22 protein-coding genes are annotated in these 23,566 nt (G+C 60.7%); 13 read left to right on the top strand and 9 right to left on the bottom strand.

Annotation, left to right across the window (positions count from 1 at the left end; genetic code table 11):
* The first annotated feature begins 5 nt into the window (after positions 1-5).
* Both AC1DNW_RS03685 and AC1DNW_RS03680 read left to right on the top strand, forming a co-directional pair.
* On the top strand, positions 6-1,103 hold the full coding sequence (locus AC1DNW_RS03685; protein ID WP_113507178.1) for a Gfo/Idh/MocA family protein: 1,098 nt from the start codon (positions 6-8) through the stop codon (positions 1,101-1,103).
* A gap of 10 nt (positions 1,104-1,113) precedes the next feature.
* Positions 1,114-1,524, top strand: a complete 411-nt coding sequence (locus AC1DNW_RS03680; RefSeq protein ID WP_477851928.1) for a VOC family protein — start codon at positions 1,114-1,116, stop codon at positions 1,522-1,524.
* Positions 1,525-1,589: 65 nt separating this feature from the next.
* Here the strand turns inward: AC1DNW_RS03680 and cydX are convergent, their stop codons facing one another.
* The 7 genes from cydX to AC1DNW_RS03645 form a co-directional block, all read right to left on the bottom strand.
* Positions 1,590-1,712: a cytochrome bd-I oxidase subunit CydX gene (cydX, locus tag AC1DNW_RS03675; RefSeq protein WP_113300388.1), complete on the bottom strand. Its 123-nt coding sequence runs from the start codon at positions 1,710-1,712 to the stop codon at positions 1,590-1,592.
* 12 nt (positions 1,713-1,724) lie between these two features.
* A complete protein-coding gene (cydB, locus tag AC1DNW_RS03670) occupies positions 1,725-2,879 on the bottom strand; it encodes a cytochrome d ubiquinol oxidase subunit II (protein WP_113310592.1) in 1,155 nt (384 codons plus the stop codon).
* A gap of 6 nt (positions 2,880-2,885) precedes the next feature.
* Positions 2,886-4,463, bottom strand: coding sequence for a cytochrome ubiquinol oxidase subunit I (locus AC1DNW_RS03665; protein WP_113507176.1), 1,578 nt, complete (start codon positions 4,461-4,463; stop codon positions 2,886-2,888).
* A 78-nt stretch (positions 4,464-4,541) separates the two neighbouring features.
* Positions 4,542-6,233, bottom strand: coding sequence for an amino acid ABC transporter ATP-binding/permease protein (locus AC1DNW_RS03660; protein ID WP_477851927.1), 1,692 nt, complete (start codon positions 6,231-6,233; stop codon positions 4,542-4,544).
* Positions 6,230-7,936 (bottom strand): thiol reductant ABC exporter subunit CydD, encoded by a 1,707-nt coding sequence (gene cydD, locus AC1DNW_RS03655; RefSeq protein ID WP_477851926.1) that lies wholly within the window; start codon positions 7,934-7,936, stop codon positions 6,230-6,232. Before cydD ends, AC1DNW_RS03660 begins: the two co-directional genes overlap by 4 nt.
* Before the next feature lie 4 nt (positions 7,937-7,940).
* The gene (locus AC1DNW_RS03650) at positions 7,941-8,516 is read right to left on the bottom strand and encodes a GbsR/MarR family transcriptional regulator (RefSeq protein WP_113300383.1); all 576 of its coding nucleotides are present in this window, start codon (positions 8,514-8,516) and stop codon (positions 7,941-7,943) included.
* Positions 8,517-8,766: 250 nt separating this feature from the next.
* Positions 8,767-9,366: a HupE/UreJ family protein gene (locus AC1DNW_RS03645; protein ID WP_477851925.1), complete on the bottom strand. Its 600-nt coding sequence runs from the start codon at positions 9,364-9,366 to the stop codon at positions 8,767-8,769.
* 342 nt (positions 9,367-9,708) lie between these two features.
* Here AC1DNW_RS03645 and AC1DNW_RS03640 point away from each other — a divergent pair, with 342 nt between their 5' ends.
* Positions 9,709-10,740: a hydroxyacid dehydrogenase gene (locus AC1DNW_RS03640; RefSeq protein ID WP_477851923.1), complete on the top strand. Its 1,032-nt coding sequence runs from the start codon at positions 9,709-9,711 to the stop codon at positions 10,738-10,740.
* Here AC1DNW_RS03640 and AC1DNW_RS03635 read toward each other — a convergent pair.
* Together AC1DNW_RS03635 and AC1DNW_RS03630 are read right to left on the bottom strand one after the other, a co-directional pair.
* Positions 10,737-11,750, bottom strand: a complete 1,014-nt coding sequence (locus AC1DNW_RS03635; RefSeq protein ID WP_477851922.1) for a Tim44 domain-containing protein — start codon at positions 11,748-11,750, stop codon at positions 10,737-10,739. The genes AC1DNW_RS03640 and AC1DNW_RS03635 overlap by 4 nt on opposite strands.
* 82 nt (positions 11,751-11,832) lie before the next feature.
* Positions 11,833-12,291 carry a YbaK/EbsC family protein gene (locus tag AC1DNW_RS03630; protein ID WP_477851921.1) on the bottom strand — a complete coding sequence of 153 codons (459 nt, stop codon included), beginning with the start codon at positions 12,289-12,291 and terminating at the stop codon, positions 11,833-11,835.
* 239 nt (positions 12,292-12,530) lie between these two features.
* Here AC1DNW_RS03630 and AC1DNW_RS03625 point away from each other — a divergent pair, with 239 nt between their 5' ends.
* The 10 genes from AC1DNW_RS03625 (at position 12,531) to AC1DNW_RS03580 (ending at position 23,566) form a co-directional block, all read left to right on the top strand.
* On the top strand, positions 12,531-13,532 hold the full coding sequence (locus AC1DNW_RS03625) for a LacI family DNA-binding transcriptional regulator (RefSeq protein ID WP_477851919.1): 1,002 nt from the start codon (positions 12,531-12,533) through the stop codon (positions 13,530-13,532).
* Positions 13,533-13,704: 172 nt separating this feature from the next.
* The gene (locus AC1DNW_RS03620) at positions 13,705-14,739 is read left to right on the top strand and encodes a sterol desaturase family protein (RefSeq protein ID WP_477851918.1); all 1,035 of its coding nucleotides are present in this window, start codon (positions 13,705-13,707) and stop codon (positions 14,737-14,739) included.
* Positions 14,736-15,047, top strand: coding sequence for a MocE family 2Fe-2S type ferredoxin (locus AC1DNW_RS03615; RefSeq protein ID WP_113300378.1), 312 nt, complete (start codon positions 14,736-14,738; stop codon positions 15,045-15,047). The genes AC1DNW_RS03620 and AC1DNW_RS03615 overlap by 4 nt, the downstream gene beginning before the upstream one ends.
* 72 nt (positions 15,048-15,119) lie before the next feature.
* Entirely contained in the window at positions 15,120-16,064 is a 945-nt protein-coding gene (locus AC1DNW_RS03610) for a substrate-binding domain-containing protein (protein ID WP_115037573.1), read from the top strand.
* 60 nt (positions 16,065-16,124) lie between these two features.
* Positions 16,125-17,330, top strand: a complete 1,206-nt coding sequence (locus AC1DNW_RS03605) for an NAD(P)/FAD-dependent oxidoreductase (protein ID WP_477851917.1) — start codon at positions 16,125-16,127, stop codon at positions 17,328-17,330.
* Entirely contained in the window at positions 17,327-18,157 is an 831-nt protein-coding gene (locus AC1DNW_RS03600; protein ID WP_477851916.1) for a sugar phosphate isomerase/epimerase, read from the top strand. Before AC1DNW_RS03605 ends, AC1DNW_RS03600 begins: the two co-directional genes overlap by 4 nt.
* 797 nt (positions 18,158-18,954) lie before the next feature.
* Positions 18,955-20,301, top strand: a complete 1,347-nt coding sequence (locus AC1DNW_RS03595; RefSeq protein WP_477851915.1) for an extracellular solute-binding protein — start codon at positions 18,955-18,957, stop codon at positions 20,299-20,301.
* A gap of 69 nt (positions 20,302-20,370) precedes the next feature.
* Positions 20,371-21,672 carry a carbohydrate ABC transporter permease gene (locus AC1DNW_RS03590; RefSeq protein WP_477851914.1) on the top strand — a complete coding sequence of 434 codons (1,302 nt, stop codon included), beginning with the start codon at positions 20,371-20,373 and terminating at the stop codon, positions 21,670-21,672.
* Between the two features lie 2 nt (positions 21,673-21,674).
* Positions 21,675-22,517, top strand: a complete 843-nt coding sequence (locus AC1DNW_RS03585; protein WP_113300372.1) for a carbohydrate ABC transporter permease — start codon at positions 21,675-21,677, stop codon at positions 22,515-22,517.
* Positions 22,517-23,566, top strand: coding sequence for an ABC transporter ATP-binding protein (locus AC1DNW_RS03580; protein ID WP_113300371.1), 1,050 nt, complete (start codon positions 22,517-22,519; stop codon positions 23,564-23,566). The genes AC1DNW_RS03585 and AC1DNW_RS03580 overlap by 1 nt, the downstream gene beginning before the upstream one ends.

Genomic DNA, 23,566 nt, shown 5'->3' with positions numbered 1-23,566 from the left:
ATATCATGACACGGAAATTGCGCGTCGGCGTCATCGGTGCGGGCATTGCTGAACGGCATCTGACAGGTTTCGGTTGGAACAGCGATCTCTTCGAGGTTCCCGTTCTCTGTTCTCTCGACGCAGATCGCGGCAAGCCGCTCTGCGAGGAGCATAATATCCCCGAATACACGCAGGATGCGGATTCGCTCTTTGCGCGCGACGATCTCGATATCATCGATATCGCCACGCCGCCGGATTCGCATTTCGAGCTTTGCCGGAAAGCGATCGAGAGTGGCAAGCATGTAATCTGCGAAAAACCGCTCTTCGGTTCTATCGCCGAGGTGGACGAGATGGCGCGCATTCTGGCGCGTTCGAACGGCCGCAAGCTGATGCCGATCTTCCAGTACCGCTACGGTAGCGGCCTGCAGAAGCTGAAGCTTCTGATCGAGCGCGGTCTTGCCGGCAAGCCGTTCCTCACCACCATCGAAACGCATTGGTGGCGCGGGCCGGATTATTACGCCGTGCCGTGGCGCGGCAAATGGGCAACGGAACTCGGTGGTGGCTTGCTCGGTCATGCGATCCACGCCCATGACATGCTGAACTATGTGCATGGTCCCTGCGCCGAGGTGTTTTCCTATGGTGCGACGCTGGTCAATCCGATCGAGGTGGAAGATACCGCCGCGCTGTCGGTGAAGATGAAGAACGGCTCGCTCGCCACGCTTTCCATGACGCTTGGTTCCCGCAAGGAAATCTCCAGGCTGCGTTTCTGCTTCAGTGATCTCGTCGCCGAAAGCATTCTGGAACCCTACACGATGGGCCGCGATCCCTGGACCTTCATTGCCGGGACGGAGGAACATCAGGCCCGCATCGACGCGGCGCTTGCGGATTATGAAGAGACGGAAGACGGTTATACGCGCCAGTTCGAGCTCTTCCACAAGGCGATCATCGAGGACCGCGATCCGCCGGTGACGCTTCAGGACGCACGTAACTCGCTGGAACTGGTGACCGCCGCCTATTCTTCGCAGCGTACCGGCCAGCCGACGCCGATGCCGATCACGGCCGAGCATCCGCTTTACCGTTCCTGGCTTCCGGAAGAGGGGCGGCGCCTTGCCGCTGGCGTCTGAGGGGAAGACGATGCTGAAATCTTTCGAACATATCGGCATGACAGTCAGCAATATGGACCGGGCGATCGAGTTCTACTGCGGCCTGCTCGGGCTGAAGCTGCACCTGCGCAAGCAGATGCCTGACGGCATGCAGGTCGCATTCCTTGACGCTGGCGACGGAATGCTGGAAGTTTTTGCGCCGCCGGGCGGTGCGACGCGCGCTGTCGACGTTCCGGATGGAACAGCCGGGGTCCGGCACATAACTTTCCATTTCGAGAACGTTGAAGAAACTTTCGCCCGACTGGAAGGGGCCGGTGTCGAGATCAAGGAGCGGCCACGTTTTGCAGTCCATTCCGAGATGCTGAACAGGATCGCCTTCGTCCGCGATCCAGACGGCATCATTGTCGAGCTCGCGGAGCGCTCGCAGATCCGGCTTGGGTGAAAGCCCCGTGTGAATAGTGACGAGTTCAAAGAAAGGGCGCGGTATGAACCGCGCCCTTTTTACTTTTATCGGCGTTCGCCGGAAGCCTTTTTCTTGGCCTGATCATCCACCAGCTCGTACCATATGGCGTTGAGGACGGCGAAGGCGGCTGCCAGCGGGAAGCCGAGTATCCATGCGAAATACCACATCGTTTCATCTCCTCAGTAAGCGTGGCTGTTCTTGTCGGTGACGCTCTTCTCGTCGACCTTGCCCCACAGCACCTTGTAGACCCAGGTGGTGTAGGCAAAGATGATCGGCAGGAAGATGACCGTAACGACCAGCATGATGAAGAGTGTCTGGTGGCTCGACGATGCATCCCAGACCGTGAGGCTCGACCTCGGATCGAGCGAAGAGGGCAGGATGAATGGGAACATCGACAGGCCGACCGTCGAGATGATGCCTGTTATCGAGAGGTCGCTGAAGAGCAGGGTCGCGACTTCCAGCCGTGCGCGCATGGCAAGGAAGGCGGCCGCCGCACCCAGGAAGCCGAATACCGGAGCGGCGATCATCCAGGGATAGGTGCCGTAATTGGCAAGCCATGCACCGCTTTCCAGCGCCACCGTCTTTAGAAGCGGGTTCGACGGGCCGACCGGGCTGATATCGCTGGTGATGCGATAACCGCTGATGCCGGCCCAGAGCCACAGGCCGCCGAGCGCAAAGAGCACGATGACCACAAGCGTTGCGATGCTGCCGAAGCGCCGGGCGCGATCAGCAACCGGCCCCGTTGCCTTCAGCACGAGCCATGCGCTGCCATGCATGACGAGCATGGCGACGGAGAGCAGCCCGCAGAGAAGGGCATAGGGATTCAGAAGCGCGAAGAACGATCCCTCGTAGAAGATGCGCATGTCGTCCGCGAAACGAAAGGGAACGCCCTGCAGCACATTGCCGACGGCAACGCCGAAGATCAGCGACGGCACGAAGCCGCCGATGAAGAGCGCCCAGTCCCAGCCGTTGCGCCAGGCTGCACTGTCCCGCTTGGAGCGGTACTTGAAACCGACCGGGCGCAGGATGAGGGCGAAGAGGATCGCAAACATCGCCAGATAGAAACCCGAGAAGGAGACCGCGTAGAGCGGCGGCCAGGCGGCGAAGATCGCGCCGCCTGCGAGGATGAGCCAGACCTGATTGCCTTCCCAGGTGGCGCCGATCGTGTTGATGGCGACACGGCGTTCCGTATCGGTCCTGGCGACGAAGGGCAGGAGCGTTCCGACGCCGAGGTCGAAACCGTCGGTGACGGCAAACGCGATCAGGAGCACGCCGAGCAGCACCCACCAGATGATGCGCAGGGTATCATAGTTAATCAGTTCGTGAAGGATCATGACAGGTCACTCCGCGGGAACGAGGGTTTCGGAAATGAGCTTGGCTTCCGGCTCGTGGTCCGGTTCCGGCCCCTGGCGGATCGCCTTGAGCATCAGGCTCATCTCGATGATGATCAGTGTCGTATAGAGCGCGGCAAAGCCGATGATGGTCAACAGGACTGCCCAGGCGCCGTGATTGGAGACGGCGACTGCCGTCGGCAGCACGCCTTCGATGACCCAGGGCTGACGGCCGATTTCGGCAACCACCCAGCCGGCCTCGATGGCGATCCAGGGCAGCGGGATGGCAAAGACAGCGATGCGCAGGAGCAGCGGATATTTATCCAGATGCCGGCGGGCCGACAGCCAGAAGAAGGTTGCCGTCAGCACGATGAAGAACATGCCGAGACCGACCATGATGCGGAACGACCAGAAGAGTGTGGGCACATGCGGGATGGTGTCACGTGCAGCCTGGGCGATTTGTTCGTCGGTTGCCTGTCGCGGATCGTCGACATAGCGCTTCAGGAGCAAGGCATAGCCGAGGTCGTGGCCGAGATCCTCGAAGGAACTGCGGACTTCCTGGGCCACCTGATCCTGGGCGGGTGCTGCGCGGATCTGCGTCAGCGCGTCATAAGCCTTGATGCCGTCGCGGATGCGGACCTCGGCCTGCTGTTCCAGCTTGTCGATACCGGGGATTTCCGTCGTCAGCGAGCGTGTGCCGATCAGACCCATGACCCAGGGGATATGGACGGCGAAATGTGTCTCGCGTGCTTCCTGATCAGGGAAGCCGAAGGCGGTGAAGGCAGCCGGTGCCGGCTCGGTCTTCCACATAGCTTCGATCGCGGCGAGCTTCATCTTCTGGTTTTCGGTGGCGAGATAGCCGCTTTCGTCACCGAGCACGACCACCGACAGGGCGGAGGCGAGGCCGAAAGAGGCGGCAACCGTCATCGAGCGCTTTGCAAGCTCGATATGCCGGCCCTTGAGCAGGTACCAGGCAGAAACGCCGAGCACGAAGATCGAGGCACAGACATAACCAGCCGAAACCGTGTGGACGAACTTTGCCTGGGCGACAGGGTTGAAGACCACGTCGTAGAAGCTTGTTATCTCCATGCGCATCGTCTGAGGATTGAGAGCGGACCCGACCGGGTTCTGCATCCAGCCGTTGGCGATCAGGATCCAGAGCGCAGAGAAATTCGAGCCGAGCGCGACCGCCCAGGTGGCGACCAGATGGCCCACCTTCGACAGCTTGTCCCAGCCGAAGAAGAAAAGGCCGACAAAGGTCGCTTCGAGGAAGAAGGCCATCAGGCCCTCGATCGCCAGCGGTGCACCGAAGATATCGCCGACATAATAGCTGTAATAGCTCCAATTCATGCCGAACTGGAATTCCATGACGATACCGGTTGCGACGCCCAGCACGAAATTGATGCCGAAGAGCGTGCCCCAGAATTTCGTCATCTGCCGCCAGATCTGGCGACCGGTCATGACATAGGTCGTTTCCATGATGGCAAGCAGCACGGAAAGGCCGAGCGTCAAGGGCACGAACAGGAAGTGGTAAAGCGCAGTCAGCGCAAATTGAAAGCGCGATAGCGCTACGATGTCTAATTCCATTGTCTTACTCCCACGGTCCCACGGGGTATCAAGTAGTTTCCGCATTGCCGGCTGGCCGTGCGGGGCATGCCTGTTCGCTCAATCCGGTCGAAGCCGATCGAGCGCCTTTTCGAACGCCGCCTCTCCACGGCGCGAAACTTCCGAGATGCGGCCGTCCTCGATGACGGCGACCACGTTTGCGAGCGCCGCTTCGCGGCGAATATGCGTAGCGATGACAAGTGCTCGGCCGTCGGCCCTGAGCGCGAGGCGATGCAGCACATCGCGTGCGGTGCTGCCGTCAAGCCCCTCGGTCGGCTCGTCGAGCAGCCAGAGCGGCGTGTCGCGCAGGAAGAGGCGGGCGAGTGCCAGCCGGCGAGATTGTCCGCCTGACAGTCCCATACCGCCTTCGCCGAGCAGTGTGTCGAGGCCTGATGGCAGTGCATCAACATCGGCAAGCAGGCCAGCGCCAGCAAGCGCGCTGCGCAATTGCTCATCATCGGCACAGGGTGCCGCGAGCAACAGGTTGCCGCGCAGCGTGTCCTGGAAAAGCTCGGTCCGCTGGGTGAGTAGCGTTCCGTCGAGCGCGGCGGCCATACCATCTACCGGCGGCAACTCGCCGGCTAGAAGTGAAAGCAGGGTCGACTTACCGGCGCCGCTCGAGCCGACCACGGCAATATGCTCGCCGCGACGCAATTCCAGCGTTACGTCAAGCAGGGCGGGCAGGGCCGCTCCGTCATGGGTAACGGTTGCATTCTGCAGCGCGAAGGCGAGCTCATGGGCAGGTGTCTTCGGCGTGAAGTCAACATCGGCTGCCGAAAGGCGTGGTGCGATGCGTCTGGCTGCAAGCATCGTCCTGCCGAATTCCATGGCGCCGCGGCGTAGCGCTGCGAAGGGTTCGGTTGCGGCAAAGGCAACGAGTATGCCGAGTGCGGCGACCGGGGCGGTGATTGCGCCTGTTTGCATCAGCATCGCTGATGTCAGCAATGCTGCAACCAGCAGGGCGGTGGAGAAAAGCCCGAAGCCGAAGGTCACTCCGGTCTCGATCCTGTTCAGCCAGTCGTCTGCCTGTGCGGTATAGGCATCGGCGTCGGTTATCGCCTGCTGCTGTGCGGCGATCCGGCCGGCCATCAACAGATCGGTCTGCCCAGCGATGAGATCGATCGTCCGCGACCGCAGGGTTTCGATGCCGTAGGCACGTCGGCGCGCATGTTTGCGGGCGGCCTGACCTGCCGCCAACGGCAGGCCGAGCCCGACCAAAATAAGGCTGAAGCCGAAGAGAAGCCCGAACAGCGGATGCATCAGGCCGAGCGTAACGCTGGTGACGAGTGCTGCACCGACTGCCACGGCTGCAGGCACCAGGATACGCAGATAGAGCGAATCCAGCGCGTCGATATCGGCCGTCAGACGAAAGAGCAGCCGCGCTGGGCGGTTGAGGAGCGCGCGCGCCGCACCTGCGGAGGCCCAGCCGCGAAACAGACGTTCGCGAAGGGCAGCCAGCACGGCAAGCGTGGCATTATGGGTGGTCAGCCGCTCGCCGTAACGAGCCGCCGTGCGCAGAATGGCGAGGAAGCGGATGCCCGCAGACGGCGCAAACACGTCGAAGGTCGCAGCGATGGTTGCCGAAAGCCCGGCAAGCGCGGTCGCGGTGATGAACCAGCCCGAGAGACCGAGCAGGGCGATGCCCGCCGTTACCGTTGCTGCCGAGAGCGCGGCACCGAGCAGCAGCTCCTTTCGGCGTGTCTCGACGAAGAGACGCAGAACCGGCTTGATATCTCTTATGAAGGTGGTCATTCGGCAGCCTCCCGGAGAGTTGTGGCATCGAGGCGGATGGTGCGCTGCATGCGCGCGGCAAGCAGCGGATCGTGGGTGGCGACGATCAGCGTGCGTCCTTCTGCGAAAGCGAGCAGGCTCTCCGTTATGTCGGCTGCGGATTCGGCGTCGAGATGGGCGGTTGGTTCGTCGGCAAGGATGATGCGGATATTGGGGTCGCAGGCAGCACGCGCGATCGCCAGCCGCAGCGCTTCGCCGCCGGAAAGGCCGATGCCGGCTTCGCCGAGCGGGCGATGGCCGTAGGCCTTCGCAACACCTGCAAGCTTTGCCAGATCGAGCGCCTCGGAAACTCTGTCTTTTGTGATTCCAGGCCGACCGAGCGCGACATTGCCCGATATCGTGCCGGCGAAGATATGCGGATTCTGGCCGATCCAGGCCATTTTGGCGCGATCTATGGCTGTTCCACCGATCAGAACCTGGCCTTCCCCGCAGGGGGCCAGGCCGGCGGTCAGAGACAGCAAGGTTGACTTGCCCGTGCCGCTGGCGCCGAGCAGCGCCACGTGTTCGCCGGCGGCGATGTCGAGATTGAAACCGTTGAGGACCGGTTCCTGATCGGACCGATAACGAAAGCCGATATTTTCCAGGCGGATATTGAAGGCTTGCACTACAGTCGTAGCCTCGGCACTCTCCTCGTAGGGAAGCCTCATGCCTTCGTCAGCCAAGCCATCGAGCGCCTTCAGCGCCGCCTCGCCCGAGGCGCGGTCATGCCAGACGGCGGAGAGTTCGCGCAGGGGTTCGAAAAAGGCGGGTGCGAGCAGAAGAATGAACAGCCCCTGCGAAAGAGCGAGGCCGCCCGACCACGCGCCGAAACGGATTTCGCCGAGCAGGCTGAAGCCTATATAGACAGCGGTCATCGCAACGCCGAGCGCTGAGAAGAGCTCAAGCACGGCAGACGAAAGGAACGCGATTTTCAGCACCGCCATGGTGCGTGTGCGCAGCGATTCAGCCTCGGTGCGCAGCCGTAAAGCAGTGGCGTCGACCGCATCCAGCGAACGGATCGTTGCAAGCCCGCGCAGCCGGTCGAGCAGGAAGGCGTTGAGGCCGCCTGTCGCGGCAAGCTGCTTTTCGCTCGCAGCCTGCGCGCGCCAGCCGATGAGCGCCATGAAAATCGGAATGAGTGGTCCTGCAAACAGCAGCACGAGTGCAGCAATCCAGGAGATCGGAAAGACGCAAGCCAGGATGACGAGCGGCACGAGGCTCGCCTTCATCCGCGCCGGCTGGAACCGGGCGAGATAGGGCACGATCAGCTCGGCCTGCTCGCCAAGAATGCTCGCCGCCTCGCCGGAGGCCGGGCGGTCGACATCGACCGGCGACAGGCGGGCGAGCAGGCGGATAGCGGCGACGCGCTTTTCGCTGAGTTCCGCGCGGGCGGCGCGAAAGGCAAGACGGCCGCCAGTGGCGTCGAGACAGCTTTTGACAACTCCGAAAAGCAGAATGAAGAGGGCCGGCCAGAGGATATCGGCGAGGCCGCCACCATCGGCCAGCTGTCCGACGGAATAGGCAAGCAGGCCCGCCTGCGGAATCCAAAGCACGGCTGCGAAGGCCTGCAGCATGGCTGCGCTGCGCAGCCGGCTTTTGGTCTTTGCCGGCCTAAGCGTCACGGCATCGCCTTGGAGCGTCCTTGCCTCTTGCGGGTCTCTCGCGTCGAAGAAAGCACTGTTCACGACGCTAACTCTTGTTCGCAGGATTGGGACGACGACGGCCAAGCGAAACGACCCTATCTTTGGCCTCCAGCAGCTTCGTCACCTTCGCGCCTAACGAGAGTAACGTTGCAAGCCTTTCTGTTTCGAGTTGTTTTACGTCATCATACCAATGCGTCAGCTGCTCGATGAGCGTGTGCATCTCGCCCATGCGCTCCTGCGCATGGCGTTCAACCTCGCTTGCCGGGCGCTGCATGAGGATTTCGCGCAGCATCGAAAGCGTGGGATCGACCTCGCGTTTCTTACGCTCTTCGGCGAGTGTTCTGAGGATCACCCAGACATCGTCAGGTGTCGTGAAGAAGTCGCGCCGGTCATCCGGCTTGTGGCGCAGCAGCACCAGGTTCCAGGCCTGCAGTTCACGAAGGCTCATGGAGACGTTCGAGCGCGAGATACCGAGCGCATCGACGATTTCCTCGGCGCAGAGCGGCGAGGGCGAGACGAAGAGCAGCGCGTAAATCTGGCCGACCGTGCGGTTGATTCCCCAGCGGGAACCCATTTCACCGAAGTGCAGGACAAAGGACTGAACGAGAGGCGGAAGGTTCATCGTCATTTCCGTTACGTCTGTGATTTCAGAAATTTCTGAAATTACTATACCGACTTTCGCTCTTCTGCCGCAATTGCCCAGGCTGACCTGCGTCAATTTGGATGCACGCCTCGATGATCTGCCTCTTGATAGACCGGTATTGCGCGCCTGGAATTGACTTGAGTCAAATCTCGCAAACATAAAACGCCCGGCGGACCTTTGTCCGCCGGGCGCTAAAAGCCGGATAAATTAACCGGGAGAGGCGCGGGCCTCAGATCAGGCCGGTCAGGATGCCGACGCCGGCAACGGCAACGAGGCCGCCTGCGGTGCGCACGACGAAGGCGCCCTGGCGCTCGCCGACACGGGCAATCAGGAAACCGGTAGCGAGACCAGCTGCATGCAGCAGGGCGGTTGCGATCATGAAACCAGCGGCATAGGCAGCACCCCCGGCATTTTCAGGGATTTCGGCGCCGTGCGCATGCCCATGGAAGATTGCAAACAGACCGACGATACCCATTGCGACAGCTGTCGAGGCGCGCACATTCAGGGCAACGGCCGCGCCAAGTACGACGACGGAAAGCGCGATGCCTGTTTCAACGAAAGGCAGATTGACACCGGCAATGCCCAGCGCCCCGCCGAAGGCCATGACGAGCACGAAGGTTGCCGGTACGGCCCAGACGGCACGGCCGCCGAGCTGGAAGGCGAAGACGCCGACCATGACCATCGCAAGGATGTGATCGAGGCCGGAAATCGGATGGCTGAAACCGTGGACAAGGCCGCCTGTTTCGCCAACGCCGGTATGGGCATAGGCGACTGCCGGAAGTGCTGCAGTGGCAAGCGCGAGAAGGCCGCCCTTGAAGATTGATTTCATTTTGGAATTCCCTCTGATCTTGAGAGCATCTCCGCTTTCGTCAAGGCGCGGAAATGATCTGTCTTTTTGATTTACGCAATTCCGGACGCAAAACCGCTGCGCACTTTGCTGGAATGCTCTGGCGCCTGCGGCCGCCGACTCCTCAGGCACGGTTTCAAGTCGCGTCATCAACGCTAGTCCAGCTATATTCAGCCGTCAACGGAAAGCATGGAATAGATAGAAATTTCAAGTGCTTGTATCGTAGGCAATTGCCTTTTTGAAAGGCGGCTTCCCAAGAGGCTCTCAACCGGATTATCAATCGTGTTGCGGAGGTGAGAGTTGCCGCATCTCGAGGAGGATCCCATGACGAATACCGAAAGGCCGATAGCAATCAGCGCGCCCGAGCCACGCACGCTCGATCTGATCTTCAGTGACGAGGCACACGCCGAACTCAACGCCAAATACGAGATCGTCGAGGCCGATCCCGAAAACATTGCCGGTCTTGGCGATGATATTCTTGGCAAGGCGCGCTACATCATCGGCCAGCCGCCGCTCTCCGCGGATACGCTCGCGCGGATGCCGAAGCTCCGCTCGATCCTTAATGTCGAGAGCAACCTGCTCAACAACATGCCTTATGAAATCCTGTTCCAGCGCGGTATCCATGTCGTGACGACCGGGCAGGTGTTTGCCGAACCGGTGGCGGAGATCGGCCTTGGCTTCGCGCTCAGCCTCGCGCGCGGCATCGTCGATGCCGATGTAGCTTTCCGGGAGGGGCATGAACTCTGGGGCGGCGAGGGGAATGCAAGCTCGCGGCTGCTATCGGGCTCCGAAATCGGCATCATCGGCTTTGGCGATCTCGGTAAAGCGCTGCGACGGGTCTTGTCGGGCTTTCGTGCGAAAATCAGGGTTTTCGATCCATGGATGCCCCGCTCGATCCTGGAGGAAAACGGCGTGGAGCCCGCGAGCCTGAGCGAAGTGCTGACGCAGAGCGACTTTGTTTTCGTCGTCGCCTCCGTCACCAGCGAGAACAGGGGCTTCCTCGGCGCGGATGCATTCGCCAGCATGCGCAAGGGCGCAGCCTTCATCCTGCTCAGCCGCGCCGACGTCGTGGATTTCGAGGCGCTGATGGCGGCCGTCGCCGCCGGCCATATCGTTGCGGCAAGCGATGTCTATCCGCAGGAGCCGCTACCGTCAGACCATCCGGTGCGCAGCCTCAAGGGTTTCATCCGTTCGGCCCACCGCGCCGGTGCGCTCGACAGCGCCTTCAAGAAGATGGGCGATATGGTGCTCGAGGATATGGATCTAATGGATCGCGGCCTGCCGCCGATGCGCTGTAAACGGGCGGAGCGCGAAACGGTTTCCCGCATGCGCTCCAAACCCGTCTCGGTCAATTAGGCAGCGCGCTGGCCGGTGCCCTGGATGGCGGCAAGCTTCCAGTCGGCGCCGGACTTGCGCACGAAGGTCCAAACCTCGGTGCTTTCGCTCGGGCGATGATCGTCGCCCGAGACGACGCGGCCGCTCTTGCGCTCGACCATGGCGTCGATCGAGGAATAGCGCATCGCAAGCGTCGCATATTCCAGACCGTCTTCACGCCAGGCTTCGGCGATATCGCCCTGCAGCAGCTTGACGTCGGTAACCTGGTTGCGGACGCCATTGGTGGCGTTCTCGCCGAGTTCTTCCGCAAGGTAGGACATGGCCTCCGGCGTCGTCAGTCGGCGCAACGAACCATAGTCTTCCGCGCCGTAGGCCGTCTGAACCTTCGTCAGCAGTTCCTCGAACTGGTCGAGATCGGCCTGGGCAAGGCCGATTTCGTCACTGGGACGCGCATTGCGCTGCTGCTGGGAGCTGGTGCCAGAACCGATCGCCGGAATGCGGAAGGATGAACCACCATTTGCCGGCGACATGTTGGAAGACTGCAAGCCGCCAAAACTCTGACCGCCAGTGCCATAGGAAGGCTGGCGGCGATTGGCGAAGAAGCGTATGGCAAGCGTGATTGCACCGAAGATCAGCGCGATCTGCAGGAGCAAGCCGAGGAAACCGAAGCCGCCGCCGAAGCCGTGGCCGAGCAGCATGCCGAGAAGGCCACCGGCAATCAGGCCGCCGATCATCGAACGGCCGAAGCCGCCGAAGAAGCCGGGGCGCTGCTGGGCATAACCCGGCTGCGGCGTATTATAAGGCGCGTTCGTCTGCGGGCGGGGCGTCATCGAACGTTCGATGGGGGCAGCCGGGGCTGGGGCGGTACTGGTGGCAGGAGGCGCGCTGAAGGTGCGCGTGCCGCGACTTCCGAATCCGCCGAATCCACCGGCGCGGCGCGCATCGGCATCACCGATCGAAGCAAAGACGGTAGCGCTCGCAAGAATAGCAATCGCTGCGATCCTGGCAAAACGCGAAACGGCACTGGGCATTTCTCAAACCTCCTGTCATGCGCTCAACGGCATGTCAGGAGTTAATATAGGTATTCTTTCTGCTCTGTGAAGCTGTGCAGTGCTACTGGCAGACGTCGACCCATTCGGCTCCGGTGATTTCCGCCAGTCGGCCCGTCGAAATACGCACCGCAGAATTGGTCGAACCGGCGGCTGGCACGACTTCGTCGAACTGCTTCAGCGACACGTCGCAATAGACAGGCAGTTGCACGGGCAGGCCGAAGGGGCAGACGCCGCCGACCGGATGGCTCGTCACTGCCAGCACCTCTTCGGCGTCGAGCATGCGCCCCTTGCCGCCGAAGGCATCCTTGAATTTCCTGTTGTCGAGACGCGAAGTGCCGCTCGCCACAATCAGCATGGTGCGGTCGCCGACGCGCAGGCAGATCGTCTTGGCGATCTGCGCGGGCTCGACGCCATGCGCCTCGGCTGCGAGGATGACGGTCGAAGAGCTTCCTGCCGTTTCGATGATGGCAACGTCTGGGGCATTGGCGGCGAAGAAGGCGCGGACGGATTCAAGGCTCATGGGATGGGATACTTTTGGATGAACAGCCAATCTGGAGCCGCATGAGAATGCGACGTGGGATTCATGTATTTGCGGTCCAACTTAATATTTAGATCTCAGAAAATTCAATCGCGTAGTTTCTGAGAAAGCATTTCTGTGCGTCTCGAAACGCGATCTGGATTGCTCCTGATTCCTAAGTCATGGATATTGCTGGAAAAGCGTCTTTGACGGCGCAGCCTTCGGCGATTGGGGACAGAGCAGTGAGCAAGCCGAACTATCGGGATATCGCCCGCCAGGCAGGTGTGGGAACCGCCACCGTCGAACGGGTGCTGAACGGCCGGGGCGGGGTTCGTCCCGAACTGGTCGAAAAGGTGATCGTCGCTGCGCGCAGCTTGGATTACCCGCGCACGCTTCCCGATACCCATCGCGGCCTGTTGCGCATCGAAGTGCTGATGGTCCGTCCGGAGACGACCTTTTATCAGCGGCTTTCCAAGGCATTCGAGCGAATTGGCGCAACCCTCGACCCACTGGTCGTCGTGCATCGCAGCTTCACCGAGGAGATGAAGCCGGAGGAGATTGCTCGTCGCATCCTGTCGACCGACCTGCCGCGCGCGGGCCTCATTCTTGCAGTGCCCCGCAGCCCCGTGATCCAGGCTGCTGTCGAAAACGTCATCGCCCGTGGATTGCCGGTCGTCCACGTCGTCACCCGCGCGTCCGAACGCTCAGGCGAATTCGTCGGCATCGACAACTATGCCGCCGGACGGACAGCTGCGCTTTTCATCAGCCGTATGGCCCGCCGGCAAGGACCTGTCGTCGCAATCTGCCACCCGATCTACCAGGTGCATCGTGATCGCATCCGCGGATTTTCCGACTATTTTCTGGAGCATCCCGGCGCTACCAGCTTTCAATGGCTGGGCTTCGGCCTTGATGAAGAGCACTTCAGTGCCGAGCTTCTGCTTTCTGCCCTGAAAATCTATCCGGACCTTGCCGGCCTCTATAATGCCGGAGGCGCCAACTCTGCGCTGATCGACGTGCTGCGCCGTCATGCGCGTGGGCGCAATATCTTCTTCGTCGGCCATGAACTGACTGACTACACCCGCAAAGCCTTGCAGGATGATGTCATGGATGTGGTGCTGGACCAGGCGCCGGAAGCGCAGGCCCGGCGATCGCTCGATCTCGTCCTGCGCCGCATCGGCCTGACCGATATCGAGCCCGATCGGGCGCCTATCCGTTTCATCACCATGACCAAGGAAGGGCTTTGATCTGATTTGATCAAGAATGGCTTCGGCGGCGCGACGGTCTCCTGCTAATTTCAAGGCAGGAAGGAGAGCCGGAGCGTCGAGAGGAGCGACACCGGATCAGGCGCACCAGGCGCTCTCTTTCAAAAGGACTTGTGCGGAGGGGTGATTTCCGCTTCGCCCGGAGGAGAGTGAAATGAACGATCTGAAATTCGGCACGCGTAACAAGCGCGGCGACTGGGCGCCCTACAAGCCCGTCGAGACCGCGCCGCTATTTGACTTTCCGCTACGGTTCATGGCCGTTTTGAAATGGCTGCCGCATTATTTCTTTCCCTGGAATGCGATTTTTGCAGCGTCCGCTGTCGCTTACTGGGCCGTGGTCATTCCGTCGACAGAGACGATGCGAACGATCGGTTTCGGCTGGATTGCTTGGCTTTATGTCGTGAATGCAATCTGCGTCCTGTTTTTCTACGGCGCCTTCGAGGTGCATCTCTATGTGCTGAAACGTCAGCAAAACCGCTTCAAATACAATGGAAAATTTCCAGCCGATCAGAAGAGCAAGGCCTTCTGGTTCGAACGCCAGAACGTCGACAACATGCTGCGCACCTTCCTGTCGGGCGTGACGATCTGGACGGCGATCGAGGCTGCCATGTTATGGGCCTATGCCAATGGTTACGCGCCTTGGCTGAGCTTTGCGGAGAACCCCTGGACGCTTGCCATCGTCGCGCTGGCCGTGCCGATCATTCATGAGTTCCACTTCTTTTGCATTCATCGGCTCATCCATACACCCATCCTCTACAAGTGGGTCCACTCGGTCCACCATAACTCGGTCAACCCGTCGCCCTGGTCGTCGCTGTCGATGCATCCGGTCGAGCATCTGCTCTACCTCGGAACGGCCTTCTATCACCTGATCCTGCCGTCCAATCCGATCCTCATGCTCTATCAGCTTCACTATGCGGGCTTCGGCGCCATTCCGGGTCACGTGGGCTTCGACAAGGTGGAGGTCGGCGAGGACAAGCTGGTCGATAGCCATGCCTATGCGCATTACCTGCACCACAAATATTTCGAGGTGAATTACGGCGATGCCCTGATACCGCTCGATAAGTGGTTCGGCACCTGGCACGACGGCTCGCCCGAAGGCGAAGCCCGCATGCAGGAGCGCTATCGCCGGCGCAAAGAAAAACTCGCAGCCCGCAAGGCCGGCATGGAAGTCAAGGGAGCGGCCGAATGAGCTGGATCACTGCCTGCAAACTTGAGGACATCGAACAGGAGGGCGCCATCCGTTTCGATCACGGCAGCCGCACCTATGCCATTTATCGCGGACCTGACGATAGCGTCTATTGCACCACCGGGCTCTGCACCCACGAGGCAATCCACCTCGCGGACGGACTGGTCATGGATTTCGAAGTGGAATGTCCCAAGCATTCCGGCGCCTTTGACTACCGCACTGGCGAAGCGCTCAGGCTTCCCGCCTGCGAAAATCTGAAAACTTATCCCGCCGAGGTGATCGATGGGGAAGTTCGCGTGGCTCTCGCCTGAGCCTGCGACATCAGCAGGCCTGAACGGCCTCCGGAATGCTTCGGGTGGCCCGGCATCCAATGGGAGGAAATCATGAAGTCATTTTGTGTGGCGGCCGTCCTAGCCGCCCTGACGGCCAGTGCTGCCTCGGCCGAGACCATCGGCGTCTCGATGCAGAGCTTCGACAACAATTTCCAGACTCTGCTGCGTGAAGGCCTGAGCACCAGAGCCTCTCAGGTGGGCGGGATAACTCTGCAGATCGAGGATGCTCAGACCGATGTCTCCAAGCAGCTCAATCAGGTGAACAATTTCATCGCCGCGGGAGTGGATGCGATCATCGTGACGCTGGCTGATACATCAGCCGCGCCCGGTATCAGCGCGGCAGCCGAGAAGGCCGGCATTCCGCTCGTCTATGTCAATCTCCAGCCTGATAATGTCGACAAGCTTCCCAAGAACCAGGCCTATGTCGGCTCGAAGGAAACCGACTCCGGACGGCTGGGGGCGGAAGCTGCCTGCGAAATCCTCAAGAAGAATGGAAAGGCCGGCGATGCGCAGGCCTATATCCTGATGGGAGACCTTGCGCATCAGGCCTCGCGCGATCGAACCTCATCGGTCAAGGAAACGCTCGCGGCCGGCGATTGCAAGGGCGTGACCATCGCCGACGAGCAATCGGCCGCCTGGACGCGTACCAATGCCATGGACCTGACGACAAACTGGATCACCGCTGGTCGTCCGATCGACGCGGTCTTCGCCAATAATGACGAAATGGCGATCGGTGCGATCCAGGCGCTGAAAGCTGCCGGCGTGTCGATGGACAGCGTCGTCGTTGTCGGCATCGACGCGACGCAGGATGCCTTGGCTGCGATGACGAACGGGGATCTTGATGTGACGGTGTTCCAGAATGCCAAGGGGCAGTCTGCCGGTGCGATGGATGCGGCTGTTGCCCTCGCTCGCGGCCACAGCGTCGACAAGCAGGTCATGGTGCCGTTCGAACTGGTCACGCCGACGAACATGGCAGAGTACGCCCACCAGAACTGATCCTCCCTGGCCGGTGTCTCCCCTCACGAGCGCCGGCCTCTTTTTTTTATGGAGAGCTTTATGAGCGGCATTGTCATCATCGGTGCAGGGGAATGCGGAACGCGTGCTGCATTTGCTTTGCGGGAGGCGGGATATTCCGGGTCCATCACGCTGGTCGGAGCGGAGCCACATCTGCCCTACGAACGGCCGCCGCTGTCGAAGCCGATGAGTGGCGCCGTGCAGATGAAACTGATCTGCGCACAGGATGCTCTGGCTGCCGCCGGCATCAACTATCTCAAGGGCGTGTCGGCCTCGAAGCTGGATACCGACGCCCGCACAGTCGCTTTAAGCGACGGATGCGTGCTCGCCTATGAAAAGCTGTTGCTTGCCACGGGCGCGCGTCCAAGACGGCTTGCTTCTCCCGGTGCCGAACGCGCGCTCGACTTCCGCACCCATGCCGATGCCGAAGCGATATTCTCCAATATGAGAACAGGTCGGAACGTTGCTGTCATCGGCGGCGGTTTGATCGGGATGGAGCTTGCGTCCGTGCTTCGCGGCAAGAGCATTGCGGTCAGCGTCATTGAAGCAGCACCCAAGATTCTGGGGCGCGCCGTCCCCTCGCGCTTTGCCGAAAAGCTGCATGCCAGGCACGTGGCGGAAGGCGTCGATTTCCATCTCGACCGAGGCGTTGCGGCAATCACCGATACCGGCGTCACTCTGACGGATGGCAGTACGGTGCAAGCCGAACTTGTCGTCAGCGCCATCGGTGTAATGCCGGAGATCACGCTGGCGCAGCAGGCTGGATTGGCGACAGGCAACGGCATCCTGACGGATACCCATCTTCGCACCAGCGCGCCTGATATCTTTGCGGCGGGCGACTGCGCAGCAATGAGCCAGCCCGGCGGTGGTCATATTCGTTTCGAAAGCTGGCGAAATGCCAGAGCCCAGGCCGAGCTTGCCGCTCGCAATATGGTCGCATCAGTCGAAGCTTTCGTCGCCATCCCCTGGTTCTGGTCCGATCAATACGATCTCGGCCTCCAGGTAGTCGGGCTGCCGCAACCGGCCCATCAAAGTGTGGTCCGCTCGCTTGGCGAAGATGAGCTTGAATTCTATCTGGACGGCGGGCGTCTCGTCGCCGCAGCAGGGCTTGGCGTCGGCAATAGTCTCGCCAAGGATATCAAACTTGCCGAAATGCTGATCGCAGCCGGAGTGCATCCTGATCCCGCCGCTCTCGCCGATCCGAATCTGAACCTCAAGGTGCTCCTGAAAAGCGCAAGGGCGGCATGATGCAGAGGCTGCTGATCTTCCAGTCGCTCTGGGCCATGGAACGCCGACATACGGATGGCCATGAGCGCAACCTCGATGAGAACATCGCGATGATCTCGGAGGCCGGCTTCGACGGCATCAGCGCCCACTATACGAACCGCGCCGACGTTCTCAGGTTGAATGACGCTATTCGGGGCGCCCGATTGAAGATCGAAGGCGTCTGTTTTCCCCGCAACGTCGAAGATTTGCGCCTGCCGCTCGAGCTTGCCGTGGAATTCCCGGTCAGCCATATCAACGTGCAGCCTGATGTCCGACTGCGCCGCGTCGAGGAGTGCCTGCCGATCCTGGACGGCTGGATGCAGCTTGCCGAGGATGCCGGAGTTCCCGTCTTCATCGAAACCCACCGCAACCGGATGACGACGGATCTGTTGTTTACACTCGACCTGTTGGAGAAGAGGCCGGATCTGCCGCTGGTCGCAGACCTCTCGCACTTTACGGTCGCACGCGAATTCGCGTTTCCGGTCGATGACGAAACCCATGCGATGATCCATCGCATCCTGCGCAATGCCCAGGCCTTCCATGGCAGGGTCGCATCGTGTGAACAGGTGCAGATCGAAATTTCGTTTCCTCACCATCGGCCCTGGGTCGACCTCTTCCTTCAATGGTGGGACCACGGCATGCGCGATTGGCGCAGTCGCGCGGCTTCGAATGCCGAGCTGGTCTTCACCTGCGAGCTGGGGCCGAAGCCCTATGCGATCACCGGGCGAGACGGTAACGACACCACCGATCGGTGGGCGGAGGCGCTACTGCTTCGGCAGATGCTTCGCGATCTCTGGGTCGGCATTTGATTGTTATGATCGCATTGGCCGCAAGCCGGCAGGGATGATCTCGTCTCGAAACCACTCCTGCCGGGTATTCCCTCGGCAACATCAGCGAGGGGGCCGATCTATTCATCGGACAAAGCGAGGTCACGGCACAGCCAGGATGGGAAGGTATCGAAGCTGTTTACAATGCGACGACGTCTCCATCGGGCAACGATGGCTGCGATGAGAATTTCCTTGAAACTAAATCGCGAGCAAAGCTCGCTCATGGATGCCGTCAGGCTTTCGCCGGCATGTTGATTGGTCATGATCACCAGCGGTCAGAATTCTGAGCCGCCCTTCTTTCAAGCTGAATGTGCGCAGAGACATAGCGCGGACATTACCGCCCAGACGCTGCGTGCGAAACGAATGCCATCTCTGGATGGTGAAGCTTGAAAGATCCCGGATATGTTCGAGGGTTGGAGCTTCGAGGGCCTATGCCAAAGAGGCGTTGGATGAAGAAATATCTGTCATTGCACGCCTCCATTGTTGAACGGCTCCGCCGCAATTATTAGCCGATTGCGAAAATACAGGCAAGAGCGCGATTCCGACTCTTCGATGCCGATTTTCATCGGCATCTGGCCCCGCCTTTCGATGGGGAATTGACCGCGCCGAGAACATCGTCATAATAATTTTGCACACGTGCTCAATTTTGTCATTTGGCCGTTACGTTCGCCCCCTAGAGCGGGATACGCCACGTTTTCGTGGGGTTATCGGAACGGCCATCAACACCGGTGATGACCCGTCAAGAGGCCTCACACTGCTCTTCTGGGGAGATGAAGAAGATGACTCTTTTGCCGACACTGAAATCCCTTGCCGTCGCCGCTGCAATCCTGGCTTCGACTTCTGCATCTGCACTTGCCAAGGACGTTCACATCAGCGTCTGGGCCGGCGGTACCGGCCCGAACGACGTCTATCGCCTCGACGCCATCGAGATCGCAGCCCAGCAGCTGCAGCGCGAAGCCGCCCTCAAGGGCGAAGACCTGAAAATCACCGTCGAGAAGAAGCCCTATTCCGCCTGGGAAGATTTCAAGCAGGCGCTGACCCTTGCCGCAGAAGCCAAGACCGCTCCGAACATCGTCGTCAGCGGCCATGAAGACATCGCGCCCTGGTCGCAGGCCGGTCTCATCGTTCCGATCGAGGACTATGTCGATCTCGACTCCTGGCCGCTCAGCGACATCTATGAAAATCTGTTGCAGATCGCCTCCTATAACGGCACCGTCTACGGCATTCCGCAGGATGCTGAATCCCGGCCGATGTTCTTCTGGAAGCCCTACATGAAGGCGATCGGTTACAGCGATGCCGATCTCGACGCCTTGCCGCAGAGTGTCCAGGACGGCAAGTACACGATGAAGAACCTGCTCGAAGACGCCAAGAAGATGCAAGACAAGGGCCTCGTCCAGCCCGGCTACGGCTTCTATCCGCGTACCAGCAACGGTCCTGACTACTGGCAGTTCTACACCAGCTTCGGCGGCGCAATGGAAGAGGGTGGCAAGCTCGTCTTCGACAAGGCGGCGATGACCCGCACCTATCAGTTCTTCGCCGACGCCGTTAAAACCGGCGTCACCAAGAAGAACCATATCGGCATGCCGGGCGATCAGTGGTGGAAGGAAGTGGCCACCGGCAAGGCCGGCATTTGGGATGGCGGCACCTGGCACTATGCCCGCCTCGTCAATCAGGAAGGCCTCAAGGACTTCTTCGGCAACGTGGTCTTCACGCTGATTCCCGCCGGCGAAGGCGGCAAGGCCAACACGCTGACCCACCCGCTCGTCTATCTGCTGACCGCAGGTCACGACCAGGAAGACACTGAGATCGCCGCCCAGCTGGTCAAGATCGCCTCCGAGCCGCGCACCAACGCCCTGCATGCGGTCAAGTCGGCTCACCTCGGCATCTCCAAGTCGGAATCCACCGTCGACTTCTACGCGGCCGACCGCTGGACCCGCGAAGCCACCGAGCGCCTGCTGCCGCATGCCAATGCGATGCCGAACAATTCCGATTTCGGCAAATATTGGAACATCATGTGGAAGAACCTTGAAGCATCCTGGACCGGTGCCAAGACTGTTGACGCCGCCGTCAACGATGCCGAGAGCGAGCTGAAGAGCACGCTCGGCGATAAGATCGTCATCCGCTAAGATCGACGCACTCAGCTGAAAGGCGGCACAAAAGCCGCCTTTCAGAGCGTCGTCCGTGAGGGACTTCCCATGAAATCGTCCAGAACGCTTGGGCTGGTGATGATCGCGCCTGCGGCGATCATGATCATCCTGTTCTTCCTTCTGCCGGTCGTTCTGACGGCCGTCTTTTCGATGACCAACATGACGACCGCGACCGGCATATCAGGCGGTGTCTACCAGATCGCGCCGAACTCCCTGATCGCGCTGAAATCGGCGATGCCCGACATCGCCGCCGAGATGGCCGAACCGCGCTACACGATCGACGAGGCAGGCCTCACGGCCGTCGAACGCCTCGGGATGGCGCCGGGGATTGCTGCGGAGTTGCGCGCCAAACATACAGGCGAGGTCTTCCCGGCACGCCGCGACGTCGAGCGCATGATCAAGGATCTCGCCGAGCGACCTTCGACACGCGAGGTCAAGCAGATCTCCGAACAGTTCAACCGCTCCGTCCTCAACACCCGCTTCGACAGCAAGGACCAGCTCTTCTCCGCTCTCGATACGCTGGGTTTCAAGCTGACGCCGGAGCAGAAGGAAACCGTCGCCAAGACCACCTATACCGGCTGGACCTGGACGACCGACAATTTCTCACGCATGGCCACCTCGCCCGACATGGCGCGTGTGCTTTTCAATACCGTGCTTTATGTTGCGCTGGTGCTGGTGCTTTTCAACGTCGGTTATGCGCTGCTGCTCGCCATCTGGACGCATTACATGCCGCCGACGCCGGCTTCGATCTTTCGCGGCATCTGGCTCCTGCCGCGTATCACACCTGTCGTCATCTACGTCATGCTGTGGAAGTGGCTCGCCTGGGACAGCGGCTTCATTTCGATCCTGATGGGCAAGTTCGGCTACCCCCCGAAGAACTACCTGCTCGATACCGCTTATAATGCTTGGTTCTTCGTCGTGCTGATCAACGGCTTTATCGGTGCCTCGATGGGCATGCTGGTGTTCTCGTCGGCGATGAAGGCCATTCCGAAGAGTCAGTTCCATGCGAGCGAGGTCGACGGCGCCTCGCGCTGGCAGCAGATCCGTTACATCATCCTGCCGCAGATGCGCTGGCCGATTCTCTTCGTCACCTGCTATCAGACCCTGTCGCTGCTTGCTTCCTTCAATGAAATCCTGCTCGCCACCAATGGCGGGCCGGGCAACGCGACCGAGGTCTGGGCGCTCTCCGCCTATCACACCGCGCTCAGGAACTATGCCGGCAATCTCGAATACGGGCTGGGTGCCGCCATGGCGCTGGTGCTCGTCGTCATCGGCGTGACGCTGTCGCTTCTTTATCTGCGCGTCTTCAACTACGGCACGCTTGTCGCCAAGCCCCTGATCGAGGATTGACCATGGCCGAACGCTCGCAGCCCTCGGCAAATTACCGCAACTGGCCTGTCATAACGGCACTGACCATCGTCAGCCTGCCGCTGCTCCTGATGTATGTCTATCTCTTCCTCGACACTGTGACGGTAAAGCAGCCGGATGCCTTGCTGCCCTCCGGCTTGACGCTCAATCACTGGCGCTTCCTGTGGGAGACGACGGCAGGCAAGGCGAACATCTGGCACGTGACCCTGAATACGCTGCTGTTCTCGGCCTGCACCACCAGCCTGGTGCTGATCGTCTCGTCGATGGCGGGCTATGTGCTGTCACGGCTGAACGTGCCGGCACGCGGCTTCTTCCTTGCCGGCGTCATGGTGCTGCATGCCTTTCCGTCGGTGACACTGATCATCGCCATCTTCATCGTGCTGCAGATGATCGGCCTCTACAATTCGCTGATCGGCGTGATCCTGGTGAAGGCGGCGATCGACCTGCCGCTCGGCATCTGGCTGATGAAGGGCTTCTACGACACGGTGCCCTGGGAAATCGAAATGGCGGGCGTCGTCGACGGCGCCTCGCGTTTCCGCGTCTGGCGCAGCCTGGTGCTACCACAGGTCAAGCCCGGCATCATGGCGCTCGGCCTGTTCTCCTTCCTCTCCGGCTGGGGCGAGTTCATCCTGCCGCAGGTGCTGGCACCGGGCAATCAGGTGCAGGTGCTGTCGGTCTATCTCGCCGGCTTCCTTGCCGACGACAACAATTACGATTTCAACATGTTCAAGGCGGTCGGCCTCTTCTACCTCATTCCGGTGCTGATCGCCTACGCACTCTTCAACAAATACCTCATGAACATCTACGGCGGCGGGAGCAAAGGCTGATGCGCATCCTCCTCGACAATTTCTCGAAGAGCTTCGGCTCCACCAAGGTCATCGAGAACATGAAACTTGAAGTCGGCAGCGGCGAGATGCTGGCGCTGCTCGGCCCCTCGGGCTGCGGCAAATCGACGACGCTGTTTGCCGTCTGCGGCATCCACCGGCCCACCGGCGGACGCATCCTCTTTGGCGATCGTGATGTGACCGACCTGCCGAGCCAGATGCGCAATGTCGGCGTCGTCTTCCAGTCCTATGCGCTTTACCCGCATATGACGGTTGCCGAGAACATTGGCTTTCCGCTGAAGGTAAAGGGCGTCAATGCGGCCGATACCCGCAAGGAGGTCGAGCGCATTTCCCGCCTCGTGCAGATCGGCAATCTCATGGAGCGCCGGCCAGCCCAGCTTTCCGGCGGCCAGCAGCAACGCGTGGCGCTTGCCCGCGCGCTGATCCGCAAGCCGGATGTGCTGCTGCTCGACGAGCCGCTCGCCAACCTGGATGCCAAGCTCCGCCTTGAAATGCGTTCGGAAATCCGCCGCATCCAGCGCGAGACGGGCATCACTGCGATCCTCGTCACCCATGATCAAGTGGAAGCGATGAGCATGTGTGACCGCATCGCCATTATGAAGGAAGGCGAGATTGTGCAGATCGCCACGCCGGCCGAAATGTATAGTGATCCACGCACCGCCTTCGTCGCCGGTTTCCTCGGCAACCCGCCGATCACCTTCCTGCGCGGCGTGATGAAGGATGGCACCTTTGCGATGCCTGAAAGCGAGATCCGCGTGCCGGTTTCGGTCCAGGCTGCCGAGGGCAGCAAGCTGACGCTCGGCGTGCGCCCTGAACATTTCAATCCGGCCGGCGATATCGCCGTTTCCGGTAAAGTCACTTTCGCCGAAACGCAGGGCCGCGAGAACCTCTACGACGTACGGCTTGCCGGCGGCTCGCTGCTGCGCTCGATCCAGCCGGTCCGCAATGACATCACCGTTGGCGACGAGGTGAGGTGGGCGATCGATAGCAAGGGTGTGTTCGTATTCGACGAAGAAGGCCGGAGGCTCTGA

The organism is Rhizobium sp. 05L429, assembly GCF_056397645.1.
This window is presented reverse-complemented; position numbering and strand designations above follow the sequence as displayed.